Consider the following 12,828-nt stretch of genomic DNA (forward strand, 5'->3'; position numbering starts at 1 on the left):
GCGCGGTTTTGCCGTGGTCGGCCTGCTGACATCCCCGTTGCGGCTGCTCTGCCCATGTCTCTTGGCTGGTGTGAAGGAGGAAGGGACGGGCGGGATGGGCGTCCCCGGTCGCGGCCGGGGATCGGGGCGGGCTCAGCCGGTTGCGCGTCGGCCGGGCCGCCGCGCCGCACCCGACGTCGACCCGGCGGCCGGGCCGGGACGGAAGTCGCCGGCACCCTGGCGCTGTCCTCCGGGCGCTGAGCCCCACCAAGGGGTGAGGCGGGAAACTCCCGCCGGAAGAGGCACTGCTGTGATGGTTCGACTCGTGGGCGGCCCGCTCGCCGGGCGCGAGCTGGAGACCCCCGACGCCCCGTGGTCCGGCGACTGGCTCATGGCCGGTGCCGCCGACTTGGGGCCTGTACGTCCCGGTGCACCGCGACCCGGCGACCGGCACCGTCCTGGCGGAGGTCCGGGTCACCATCCCGCGCTGCCGGTAGTGGCCCGCCGACGCAGTGACGCACGAGACCCCCGTCCTCTGGGCCAGCGGGGGGCCTTCGCGGGTTTCTGGTGAAGCGGGTGGCAGTTTCTGCCTTGGCGGATGGCTCCCGTGCCGGGGACCCACGGATTCAGCGCTGCGCCGTCTGAACCCCACCTACTGGTGTTATTGACATTGACCTCGTCACTGTCATCGTCAGTTGTCATCGTCATTCGTATCCTCCAGACACCCGCTACAGCGTCTGAACTACGGAAGCTGGATTGTTTGTCCTGCGGGGTGCCCGTCCGGCATGGTCTGTGGTGTGAAGCAGCAGACACCCCAGAAGCCGGTCGCCTCTCCCGCCGAGACGCGGGAAGCCCTCCTCGAGCGGGCCGCGCGTGACTTCGCGCCCATCCGGCGGGCGTTCGTCCAGAAGAAGCGCGACGAGGCGGACCGGTCCAGCCGGCTGGCCGAGTTCGTCACTAATGGAGACGTGCGCGGCCTGCGCGCCTACCTGTTCATCATTGCGGTCACCAGCGCCGAGACCCCCGAGTCGGGGTGGAGCACCACCCTCCCCGGCGGGGTGTGGGCCAGGGCCTTCGGCACCACGGAAAACGCGACGCCCGCCTCCGCCCGCACGGCGGTGACCAAAGTCCTCAAGCGCCTCAAGGAACGCCGCTTGATCACCTACGAGCGGCCCAAGGGGACCTGGGACGTCCAGGTCAAGCTGCTGCGCGAGGACGGAAGCCTCGATCCGTACACCCGGCCCGGTAACCAGAACCGCGACGCCTACCTGAAGATCCCGTTCGAGCTTTGGCGTACCGGCCTGATTGACCAGCTAAGCCTCCCGGCCCTGGCCATGCTGCTGACGGCCAGCTGCGAGCCGGCCTTCTTCGAGCTTCCGACCGAGCGGATGAAGGACTGGTACGGGTGGTCGCCCGATACCGCCGAGCGCGGCTTCCGGGAGCTGGCTAAGGAGGGCGTGATCCGGGTCCACAAGACCTACATCACCGCCCCGCTTAGCCCGACCGGGACGGCTGAGGTCAATCGCTACGAGCTGCTCGCCCCGTTCATCGCCCGCCCCGCGCGGAAGGTGGCGGCCTCCACGGAGAACACCATCGAGGCCGCGGGCGGTGCCGAAGCCAGCGGGCCTTGAGGAGAGGAGGACCACGAAAGTGGGAGTTACCCACTTTCCCAAATGCGGGTACCTTGGTAATAAGCGCTGGAAGGCGTGCCTCCCGCTCGAAGGAGGCATGAGCTGTGGAGAGCCTTCCGGCGGAACCGAGGGAGTACGCACATGACCGCCATTCACGAGCGCGAGGAGTTCGAGACCGTCGCCGAGACTGAGGTCGACAGCCGCGGACGAGTTTCCCTCGGCCGTGCCGGAGCCCGTGCGGGCCGCCGGTACCGGATCGAGAGCAACCCGGACGGCGTGCTGTTGCTGACCCCGGTCGTCTCCATCCCGGAGCGGGAGATGCAGGTGTGGAACGACCCGCACCTCGCCGAGCGCATCCGCACCGGGATCGAGGAGGCCAAGGCCGGCAAGACCATCGACCGCGGCGACTTCTCGCACTACCTCGACGAGGACTACGAGGACTAGAACCAGGTGCACAGCCTCCGCTTCACCGAAGACGCCGACGAGACCCTCAACCGCCTGACTGTCGGCTCGAAGGCCGACCCGGCCAAGCTCAAAAAGGTCAACAACGCACTCGCCCGTTTGCAGGCCAACCCGCGCCACCCCGGCCTGCACTCCCACCAGTACGAGAACTTCCCCGGGTACGCCTCGGAGAAGGTCTGGGACTCCTACGTGGAGAACCACAACCCCAGCGCCTGGCGCATCTACTGGATGTACGGGCCGGACGAGAGGAACGCGGCGGGCGAGACCGTCTCGGTCATCACCGTCCTCGTCATCGGCCCCCACCCGTAGAGCAGAGCTGAAGGGGGAGATCAGCAATTGCTGATCTCCCCCTTCAGCTCTGCTCTACGGGTGCCGGCGGCCCGCTGGACGGCCTGATGCTCGACACCACGGGGCTGGACAGCCAACGAGATCCCGACCGGCGTCGCGCTGATGACCGAGCTCGGGCAGGTCGGCGCCGGCGGCCGGGCCCTGTACGACCCGCCCCAGCGAGCGGAACCGCTGGGACTGGTCCGGCGACTCACCCTCACGGCCCCCGAGTCGCTCGCCCGGCGCACCGGCCCGGGGCGCGCTGGAAGGCGTGACCAGCGCGCCGATCGTCGTGCACCGACCCGCGCTCTCGGGCGGCCGGAGAGTCACGGTGCACAGCAGCGGCCGGAACGAGTTCCTCAACACTCCTACAGCGACGCTCCGCACTTACACCCGATGAACGACCTTCGCCCTGTCTTGGTGTCGTCAGTAGCGTGATGCTCGTCGACGTCTTGTTTCAGTCATTCTCATGGACTCTGTCTCTCTATATCGGCATCTCTGAGACCCTTCCTGATTGCAGCAGGTGATCGTTTGGTCACTTACAGGATCTTGGATGGGGGTGAAGGTCGTGCTGGAGCAAGCACAGCTGGTGGGATTGGCGGGGGCAGCCGCCGCTGCACTGGTCGGAGAGATGACCAAGGAGAGCTGGGCGTCGATGCGCTCGCTGGCAGCTCGGTTCTTCCGGCGCGGTGGCCAGGAAGAAGAGGAACGTCAGCTCGCCCGGCTGGATGCCGACCAGGTGCAGGCGGCCACGCTGGATCCAGCGGCTTTGCGGGAGAGGTGGAACCGGCGGCTGCTGACGCTGGTGGAGGACTTCCCCGAAGCAGCCGAGGAACTGGCGGCAATGGCGCGTCGCAAGCCGGAAGAGCCGCAGAGCGGGGTAAACCAGACCGCAGAGAACAACACCGGTTCGGTCATTCAGATCGGCAGGGACAACTCCGGCAGCCTGAACACGGAGCGAAGGTGACCACGCTCGACGGGCATGACCTGCCCCAGCCACCCACCAACCCGCCGTCTGTTGGGCAGTCCGCCGTCGGCAACACCGGTCCTACTGTCCAGGTCGGCGGCTCCAACCACGGCAACATCAACATCACTCGGCTACCCAAGCTACCGGTCATCCCCATTCCGCGCGATGACCAGGAGGCCGCCCTGGAGCCGGTCTGGGCGCACACTCCCACCCCGCAGCGGGCCGCAAACCTGCTGGCTGCACATGGCCTCGCAGTCATCATGGGGGAACGCGGCACGGGACGGCGCATCTCGGCAGTCCGCGCCCTGCACACCCATCTCTCCACTCCCGCAGGCCCCCCGCAGCTTTTCTACCTGGCAGCCGACTGGGACGAGGACGAAGCACCGGAACGTGAGGTCCTACCCGAGCCGGTCACCGGGCACGGCTACCTGATCGACGCGACCTCGCGCTTCTTTTCCGAGGACGCCGCCCGCACTCTCACTGCTTGGGCAGAAAAGCTCCACGACGCGGGCAGTTGCCTGGTCATCACCCGTAATCAGCGGGATTGGCGGGGCGACAGCCGCTTCGAGATTGAGGCAGTACGTCCCGACGCCATCCAGGTCGCCCGGAACCACCTGGCGGCCTGGGGCAGCCACGCGCAGGCCGGGTGGCTGCAGCAGAACGTCGAGCGCTCTGCAACACGCGGCCTGTTGCGCCAAGCAGCTCCCGACCGGACCGTCGGCGTCCTATCTGACCTCATCACCCGCAGTGTCAGCCCGGATGATGCTTTCGCGATCGCCGAACGCCTGCGCGGCATCGCTCCGGAACGGCTGGCCAAAGCGGTTGAGCGCATAGACGCATCCTCTCCACCGGAGCGTGAACAGGGAATCCAAGAGCTTCGCCGCATCCGGGAAGAAGTCCTTTTATGGACCGACTTCCTGGAGCAGACACTCACCGGCACAGGCACCCGCGGCCAGGACCGAGTGATGCTGCTCGCCGCCGCCTACCTCGAGGGCGCCCCTATCGAACGATGCATCAAGGCAGCCACCGAGTTCGGCGCCCGCGATGAGGCAGTCGCGCGCCGGTACCGGGAAGGCCGCAGCCCTCGGCGTCGGCTGAGAGACGTCGGTGTCGACATCACCTCCAGCGACACAGCCGCATTCCACAGCCGCCCAGGCCTCGCCCGCTCCGCCATCCGCATGGACTGGCACCACTGGGCCGACGAACGAGAGGCGACCACGAGGTGGCTCGCCCGCATTACCGCCCCCGACGGCGTCGCGAGAAAATGGACGGAGCAGATCGGGTCCCGTCTGCTGGAGCTGTCCATCACAGAGGTTGAATCTCCCTTCTTCACCCTCCTCGACACCTGGGCCACTACCTACCCCGACGAGCAATATCTCCGAATCGTCACCGCACTGATCGCCCAAGCCGCGGAGACGGAAGAACTCGCCCGGGATGCCCACAAACAGCTGCTGGACTGGGCGAAAAAGCCTGACGCGCATCGACGGAAGGTTGTCGCCTGGGCATGCAGCGGCCGGTACGGCATGCGATGGCCGCACATGGCCCTCGTCCGGCTACGCCACATCCTGGCCGTCGACGACGAAGCAACTCGCATCGCAGCGACCGCCCTGACGGCCTACGCCGCCGCGAGCACCGAAGGGTTCCAACGAGTCGTTGAGACGGTCGAGACCTGGTTGGAGAAGTACCAGACCCACCTCGCCGGCCCTCGGGCCTTCCTCGCGCTCACCGATCCCGCATACAACGTCCTGGACACCCTGGTAAGCGCAGCACAGGTCGCCCCAGCCGTCCGTGATTTCCTGATCAACGGCTGGATGCAGACACTGCGACAACCAGACGTACGCGACGACGCACACCAGGTCCTCCTCGGCTGGGCCCGAGCCGCTCACGAGGGCCGACTGGACCGCACCGCCACCTTCGGCATCCTCACCGACGTACGCAACGCCCACACACCCCTCGATGCCATGTCCCGCTTCCTGTACGGAAGCCCGGACCAAGACGACCACGCCCTGATCGAAGCGCGCCTCGCCCTGGCCAACCTCCGAGCTTGCAGCCACACCCAGTGCTCCGAACCCCACTGCCCGCTCAAAGAAGCTGCTGGTTCCCTCCCGGACACCAGCGCTGCCGGAGGCACAGGTGAACCCCGGTCATGAAGCCTCCACAGGACACCAGCGCGTCAAATTCCCACTGAACCGATGGCTGCTGGCACCGCTGACCACATGGCGCGCCCGACGTCTGGCAGCCGCATACGGACCCGGCATGGACGCACGCACAGCCTGGGCACTAACCCGCACAGCTACCCACCCCGAAGAGATCCCCTTCGCCATGAACCATCTAAGCGAAGACAAGGAAGAGGAGTCATAACCGTTGAAGTGATGACTGGCCAGCTGCTGCACCGCCAGGTCTGCGGCGCCGACCACGAGCCCCCCGGCCCGTGACCCCTACTGGCGCTACGCCGAACTGGTCGGCTGCCCGCTGGATGGCCTGCTGCTCGACATCACCGGCTGGACGCAGGACAAGGTCGACACCGGCGCCGCGCTCCCCGCAAGGCTGGGTTCGGTGCTGGCGGCCGCGCCATATACGGCCCGTGCCCCGGTGACCTGGACAGCTGGGACTGGACCGGCGACACTCTCTGGCGTCCTGGGCCGACTCGCCTGCCAGCCCGTCCCGGGGCACGCCGGGAGGTGTGACCAGTGCACCGATCGTCGTGCACCGGCTCTCTCTCGGGCGGCCGTAGAGTCACCATGCACAGCAGCGGCCGGGCCGAGACCCTCGGCACCGCCTATAGCGACCACGACTTGGTCGTCTTCCTCGAAGGCGCCGGCATCACCGATCACGAGGCCATCCTGGAAGACCCGCAGCAGGTGAAATGGCGCGGCGGCTCTGCCCACGAGTTCCACGGTGCCTGACCCACGCAAGAGGCAAAATCCTGCGAGCTCGGCCTGGTCCAGGGCCTTCACCTCTCACTGCACCGGATGCTGGGGGCCGAAGCCGTACACGGGGCCCACGAAAACCGTGCGTCGGCTTGGCCTCCGCTTTCCTACACTTGTGGTCGTGGCGATGATCTACAGCAGCGGAAGCTGCGACGACCTTCCTGAACACGCACGGCCGGATGACTACCTGGCTCCGCTCACCGCCACGCCCACCGAGTGGGTCACGGTCCTCGGCAAGCCCGTCCAGGACAGCTTCGACTGGGGGATCAGCAGCCACCTGACCCGTCCTGAGGCGCGAGCACATGCCCTGCAGGAGTACACCGGGACTCAGGCAGCGATCGGCGCCGCCGGGATCAGCACCTTCTACCCGGAGCAGCGCACGGTCTTTGAAGAGGGACTGCGAGACGAGGAGGAGCACGCGGAGTTCTTCGTCCAGCGCCGGACCCATCACGGGCTCGCCGAACCGACGCTGGAGTTCACCCCCTCCTTCCTGTGGTACTTCGACGCCATCCCCAGGAACGACGGCTCCTGGTACTACCTCGACGACGCCGGCCGTGACCACGAACTGGTGCGCACCCGACGCACCGACACCGAACTGCGCATCGACATCGCGGCCCTGCCCCTGCGCCGCTACCTCGCCGCACGGAGTCGCTTGCTGGTGATCCAGCACGACCGCATTACCCGGCTCGATCACGTACCCGACCCGGCGATCGACGCAAGTGACCGCTCGGACCTGCGGCACTTCGCCTTCCACAGCGGAGACATCCACTCAGCGGACCGCCCGGGTTTCGTACGGCTGGTCGGAAAGCAGATCGTGCTACCCATCGACGCAGACCCCGCCGACCTGGCCCGCCCTCACCCATCCGAACGCCGGTTCCCCGAATTCACGGTGGCCATCGACCCCAACACCGGAAAGCGCATCACCTCCACATGCGAGCCCGACAAGCTGAGCAACTACTTCACCGACCGCGGCACCCCGCACTACCTGACCCCGGTCTATTTCCGGCGCGAGGTCCTCAGCCGATACAACGCTCAGCCGTCCCGCTACCGCATCGAGTACGGCCGCCTGACCTGCCTGGGACTCTGGGGAATCTCCATCGGCAACAACCCCGACGGCCTCATCGAGGTCTACCTCGGAGACCTCGGACGTGACCTGCCGACCGAAGAACGCGATCACTGGCTCAGCTTCAACGTCCCGCCCAGCGGAGGACGCGACGAGGGCCGTTTCGACCGCGACATCCTCGGCCGATGGACCGATGGACCGCCCGACCCGCTACGCCGGCTGTTCGCTGCACGAGAGCACTTCAGCACTGCCCTGGGCACGCTTCTGGGACAAGCGGTCTACAAGCCGTGGCACTCCGCCGACCAGATCGCTTTCGAGGGCATGCACATGCCCACCAGCAGCGAGCAGCACGAAGCCGACACCCTCATACTGCTGCTCGCCAAGGGCGTCATCGACTACCTGGATGTCAAGGCCCTCCGACGCCTTCCCGGAGTGACCGACACCAAGGCGCAAAGCATCAACTGCCTCGAAGCATGGGTCTCCTCCAGCGGAGGGGACAACGACACGCTGATCCGCCCGCTGCGTGTCCTGCAAGGCCTCCGCTCCACCGGGCCGGCCCATCTCCGCGGAAAGGACTGGCACGCCACCCTTACGCGGGCCGGCCTGGACGCATTGAGACCCGATGAGCAGTTCGTGCAGGTACTCACGCTGACCGGTGACGCCCTCAGCGCGCTTGCCCAGCACGCCGAGTCGCAGCACCAGTCCAGCCAGTAGACAGCCCGCGTTCCCCCGCAAATCCACTGACACTTTCTGCTCAGTCCCCTGTATGACTGGCGTGAAAAGCCGAACAGGGGAGGGCAGCTGGTGGGTAAGGCGTCGTCGGGGAAGCGCGCGGCTAAGGCAGGCGGTACCCGGGATCACACAGTGCCGCAGATGTACCTAAAGCACTTCGCCCAGCACACAGCACGCCGCAAGTACCAACTGATGGTGCGACGGCTTGACAAGATCGATGAACCGTTCCCGGTGACGCCCACCGGCATCGCTGCTGAGACCGGCTACTACTGGGGGATCAGTGCCGAAGGAGTCCCTCACCACCACATCGAGGAACTGTTCACCTCGCTCGAGGGACACGCCGAAGCAGTACTGAAGGTCATCCTGAACGACCCGAACTGGGCGCTCACACCGCACTGGCCGCTGCGCCCGGATCAGCGCCACGTCCTCGCCTGGTGGATGGCTGCCCAGATCTTGCGCACGACGCGCCAGCGCAAACGGCTCACCCACCAGCAGACCGAAGCACCGGACATCACCGACCTGCCGCAGGAAGTGCACACGCTCGCACAGAACAACCCCCACCTGCGCTACATCGTCGAGAACATCGTCACGTTGGCACTCATCCTGGAAGCACGTCCGTGGGCGCTGGGCTTCAGCGACATGTGCCTGCTGACCAGCGATACCCCCATCGCCATATGGAACCGCCCCGACGACGAAGACCAGCTGCGCGCCGCCGCACTGAGCGACATCCTGCTCCCGCTGGACCCTCACCGCTTTCTGTTCCTACCCGGCCCCGCTACCCGGGGCACGGACCGGCGTAAGCACGTGGACCACCTGATGCACGCGGAAGGCACCATCGGCTTCGCGCTCGTGGACGTGGCCTATGACGTAGCTGACCAGTTCGTGATCCACCACCCAGAGCACGATCCCTGGAAGCATTGGAAGCCGGACAGCCCAGGGCAGCCCAAACCATGGGACGGGCAGACGCATTCCGCTCCTCAGTACATCTTGGAGTACGGCGTATTTCCGCCCAGTCAGAACATCGAACGTCGCTGGACCGTGGAACACCCGCCGCCTCGCTCCCCAGATGACTTGCACCTCTGACCTGCCAGAACATCCCCCGGCGTGTACACATGACCGGACCCCGGGCCCTACGAGGCCCGGGGTCCGGTCACGGCGCAAGAAGGCGATCAGAGGCCGTCCGGTACGGCCTGCGGGACCGTCACCGGCCTTGCCCAGTCCATGCCCAGCTCCGCGAGCGCAGCCAGCTGGTCGGCGTCCAACCGGTCCCTCCTTGATTTCGCGTTCGAAAGCCATACGCCCAGCTTCACAATCACCGGCTCGCCGTCGACCGTGATCTCTTCGCTGTGCCCCCTGGGCACCGGCCGCTGGCCCTCCCGTTCCACCCACTGCGCAAGTGCTGCCAGGCCTCGCTGGAATGCCTGCTGCGCTTTGCCCAGGCCCTTCATCGCATCCATAGCCGCCGAGGCCAAAGACGGCGCTTCAACGGGCTCCATGCCGAGATCGGACAGCCGCTGCTGCTGTTCGGGCAGAAGTCGCGCCCAGGTAGCGGGCCGTTTCTGCTGTTGAAGCCACCGTCCGATGTCGTCGCCGTCGAAGGTGACGCCGGGTGCGATGTCAGGGAGCCGGCCGTGGGGTTCGTCGGCGACCAAGTCCGCCAGGACGCGGTAGTGGCGCTGCCAGTCCAGGGGCCATGGGCAGTCCCAGTCCGGGTCGATCTCCGTCAGCTGTGCCGCGCGCACGGCGGCCCGCTCCGGGTCTTTGCCGAGGCCGTTCTTCGTGCCCTTGCGCCGGAGGTTGGCCATGTGCTGCCCGATGGGCACCATCGCCTCGCCCTCGCCCCATACCGCGTCCTGACGCGGTGCGAGGTGCCCGGTCGCCCGCCGGTACGACCGGAGCGCGGCCAGCTTGGCCTCCCACGCTTCCTCACCGGGCTCCCAGACCATCCCGGCTTCCGGCGCGTCCAGGAGGACCTTGCGTCGGTCCTCCAGCTCCCCGGCCCGCAGTGCCTTCCTCTGCTGGTGCACCCACCGCCCGAGGGGGAAGTCCTTGGTGACGCCGACCTCGACCTCAACGTCGTAGGGGACGGCGTAGACGCCGGTGATCTCGTTCTCCTTCCGCCAGCGCAGCAGGGCCTGGTAGCCCTCCAGCCACACCAGCGACTCCGGCCGGTAGACCCGGGTGCGCAGGAAGGCGGCGATGGTGGCGGCGTCGCGTGGGCTGGAGAAGTGGAGCAGGGCGGACTCGGCGGCGGCGTCGGTGTCGTCCTGCTCCTGGTCCTCGCCGTCACTCTCGCCGCCGGCCCCGACGATGCGCCCTTCTTCGTCGCGCCTCACGTGGATCTTGCGTTTGCCGCTGGTGAGGGCGCGGGAGGCGAGCTGCTCGACGAGTCGTTCGTCATGCGAGCGGAGGCCTTGGAGGACGGCTACGAGCGGCTTGAAGCTGGCGGAGGCGACCATGTCGGTCGGGTCCTCGCCGGGCTCCAGGAACACCGGCACGATGATCCTGGCCACCTTCGTGCTGCCGTCTTTGTTGAGCCTGAGCGCGCGGCCGATGTTCTGGACGATCTCGACCTGGGAGCCGCGGGTGTCGGCGAAGCAGACGGCCTCGACTCCGCGCTCGCCGGTGATGTCCACGCCTTCCCCGAGCACGCGACAGCTTGCGAGGAAGGCCCGGTGGACCCGGCGTCCGGCGGCGTCGATGCCGTTGGCGAACTGGCGCAGGACCTCGCGCCGCTCGGTGACGAGGTGGTCGCCGCACAGCCACGCCGACCACACACGGTCCGGCGGGACGTGGCGGCCGGCCTCCAGCTCGTAGAACTCCGCGTCGATCGACGACGCGGGGAGCTTCTCCGCCTTCGCCAGGTCCTCGTCCGAGGCATCGTTGACGTACAGCTCGGCAGCGGTCTCCGGCAGCTTCTCCGCGAACGCGGCGGCCTCCTCCACCTTCTGGTGGAACGTCATGACCGTACGGAGGTTGTGCGCGGCGGCGTGCTCTAGGAGCGCGGTCTGCAACAGGGCCAGGCGCCGGCCGCGCCGCGCCTCCTCCGATTCCCCGAGAACGGGGGAGGGGTCGCGGATCTCCAGCACGTCGATCTCAAAGCCTGCAAGGATTTCGCGCTCGATCGCCTCGCTCAGACCGAGCTCCGCGAGCCACGCGCCGTAGGTGCCCTCCGGGTCATCGGCCATGGTCGCGATCTCCAGCTCCTGGCCGTCCGCGCCCTTCTGGGGCCGGGGCGCGGCGAGGATGCGGGGGGTCGCGGTGAGGTAGAGCCGGAAGTCCGCCGGGATACGGGCGTTGTCGTGGATGGCGGCCCAGGGCCTGCCAAGATCGCCTGCGGTTGAGTGGGCTTCGTCCACGATGGCGAGCGAGAAACCGTCCATCTGCTGCCCGTACAGCCGCTCTCCGCCCGCCAGAGCGGCCTCCAGCGGCCCGCGAACCTTCCGCTGACCCTCGGGTGCGTCGATGTCCTCGCGGTCCACCAGGGAGGCGTACGTGGCGAACACGACCACCGGCCCGGACCCGGCCCACAGGGCGAGCTGGATCGGGTTGGTGGTGGTCCGCACGCCCAGCTCCTTCAGCACCGGGTCGTTCTCCAGCGAGCACACGGCGACCATCGGGGCCCGGTGGCCCACCAGGCGCCACGCCTGGGCAGTCTGCGCGAGCAGGTCCAGGGTGGGCACGGTCACCAGGATCCGGCCGTCCGCGAACGACTCCAGCGCGCACGCGGCGGCTGTGATCGTCTTGCCTGATCCGGTCGCTGACACGATCGTGCCCCGGGCACCCTGCGGGGGCACAGATGACCTTGCAGGGAATCCCACCCACCTGCGAAACGCGGACCGCTGATCGACCTGGTGTTCCTTGAGCTGAATCGCTGACATTTTCATGCCTCCCCAAGCGGTTAATTCCTATGGTCTTTCAGAGGGCCGTGTGCGGAATGCAGGCCGCGCCCAAGTCGTTCCAGATCGACGCATCCGCCTTGTGCCAGCCGCCCGGCTTTCCGTCCTTGAACGGCGGCTTGTCGTCCGGGTCGTAGTGCCCGGCATCGAGCGTGCAGACGATGACGTCTCCGTCTGCGTTCCGCGTCCGGGCCGTGCACAGACCGCCGGCCTCGCCCAGCGCCTCCAGCACCCGGCGCCGCGCCGTGGTGTGCGGAGGGGTGCGCGGCAGCACGTCCTCCCGGACGAACCTCTCCAGCCGCACCAGGTTGGCCCGCTCACGCTGCCTCACGTCCGCGATGTGTACGGCCAGTTCAGCAGCACCCGCCGACCGGCCGCCGCGCCCTGACCAGTCCCGGTCCGCGATGCCCACCAGGGCCTCGCTCACGGCCGTCACGCCGTCATCCCAGCCGTCCGAGAACACCGCACCCTGAGAGGCCGGCGCCATGCCGCCCAGCTCCACCACCTGGCACTGCGCCCCAGCGACCGCCCCGGCCTCCAGTGCGGCCACCAGGTCGTCCGCCTCACTCGCGGGCACGCCCTGTGTCTCCAGGAGCGCGAACACCTTCAACCGGGCGTTCACGCCCGCCGTCTGGTACTGCGTCACCCGGCGCACAGAATCGCTGCTCAGCGCGGGATCGGGTCCGGTAGATTCGTGGTGACCGGTCATCTGCGGTCGTTCCTCTCGGAATTCTGGGGGAGTTCCCGGGTGGTTGGGGGGTGTCCCGTGTTTCCGCCAACGGTACATGGTGCATCAACCTGATGCACGCGGTACACTGGAACCCACACGAACGAGCGA

At 67.6% G+C, this 12,828-nt stretch carries 10 protein-coding genes and 1 pseudogene; 9 read left to right on the forward strand and 2 right to left on the reverse strand.

From position 1 onward, the window contains the following. Positions 1-776: 776 nt before the first annotated feature. The 9 genes and pseudogenes from ACH4ZX_RS36160 to ACH4ZX_RS36200 all read left to right on the forward strand — a co-directional run bounded on the left by ACH4ZX_RS36160 (position 777) and on the right by ACH4ZX_RS36200 (position 9,174). The gene (locus ACH4ZX_RS36160) at positions 777-1,610 is read left to right on the forward strand and encodes a hypothetical protein (protein ID WP_398282462.1); all 834 of its coding nucleotides are present in this window, start codon (positions 777-779) and stop codon (positions 1,608-1,610) included. Between the two features lie 141 nt (positions 1,611-1,751). Then, the gene (locus ACH4ZX_RS36165; RefSeq protein WP_398282464.1) at positions 1,752-2,054 is read left to right on the forward strand and encodes a hypothetical protein; all 303 of its coding nucleotides are present in this window, start codon (positions 1,752-1,754) and stop codon (positions 2,052-2,054) included. Between the two features lie 6 nt (positions 2,055-2,060). Then, entirely contained in the window at positions 2,061-2,381 is a 321-nt protein-coding gene (locus ACH4ZX_RS36170; RefSeq protein WP_307060979.1) for a hypothetical protein, read from the forward strand. 571 nt (positions 2,382-2,952) lie between these two features. Continuing rightward, positions 2,953-3,366, forward strand: coding sequence for a hypothetical protein (locus ACH4ZX_RS36175; RefSeq protein WP_307060977.1), 414 nt, complete (start codon positions 2,953-2,955; stop codon positions 3,364-3,366). Beyond that, on the forward strand, positions 3,363-5,516 hold the full coding sequence (locus ACH4ZX_RS36180) for a hypothetical protein (protein WP_398282467.1): 2,154 nt from the start codon (positions 3,363-3,365) through the stop codon (positions 5,514-5,516). The genes ACH4ZX_RS36175 and ACH4ZX_RS36180 overlap by 4 nt, the downstream gene beginning before the upstream one ends. A gap of 222 nt (positions 5,517-5,738) precedes the next feature. Beyond that, positions 5,739-6,053 (forward strand): annotated as a pseudogene (locus tag ACH4ZX_RS36185) (hypothetical protein). A 54-nt stretch (positions 6,054-6,107) separates the two neighbouring features. Next, complete coding sequence (locus ACH4ZX_RS36190) at positions 6,108-6,272, forward strand: hypothetical protein (protein ID WP_307060973.1); 165 nt, start codon at positions 6,108-6,110, stop codon at positions 6,270-6,272. A 151-nt stretch (positions 6,273-6,423) separates the two neighbouring features. Beyond that, positions 6,424-8,073: a hypothetical protein gene (locus tag ACH4ZX_RS36195; protein ID WP_398282477.1), complete on the forward strand. Its 1,650-nt coding sequence runs from the start codon at positions 6,424-6,426 to the stop codon at positions 8,071-8,073. Between the two features lie 150 nt (positions 8,074-8,223). Beyond that, positions 8,224-9,174, forward strand: a complete 951-nt coding sequence (locus tag ACH4ZX_RS36200; protein WP_398282469.1) for a DUF4238 domain-containing protein — start codon at positions 8,224-8,226, stop codon at positions 9,172-9,174. 86 nt (positions 9,175-9,260) lie between these two features. Here ACH4ZX_RS36200 and ACH4ZX_RS36205 read toward each other — a convergent pair whose 3' ends face one another. Together ACH4ZX_RS36205 and ACH4ZX_RS36210 are read right to left on the reverse strand one after the other, a co-directional pair. Further along, positions 9,261-11,972, reverse strand: a complete 2,712-nt coding sequence (locus ACH4ZX_RS36205) for a Helicase associated domain protein (RefSeq protein ID WP_398282471.1) — start codon at positions 11,970-11,972, stop codon at positions 9,261-9,263. Between the two features lie 37 nt (positions 11,973-12,009). Next, complete coding sequence (locus ACH4ZX_RS36210) at positions 12,010-12,699, reverse strand: hypothetical protein (protein ID WP_398282473.1); 690 nt, start codon at positions 12,697-12,699, stop codon at positions 12,010-12,012. Positions 12,700-12,828: the final 129 nt, after the last annotated feature.

The organism is Streptomyces sp. NPDC020490 (assembly GCF_044335305.1).
GTDB lineage: Bacteria > Actinomycetota > Actinomycetes > Streptomycetales > Streptomycetaceae > Streptomyces.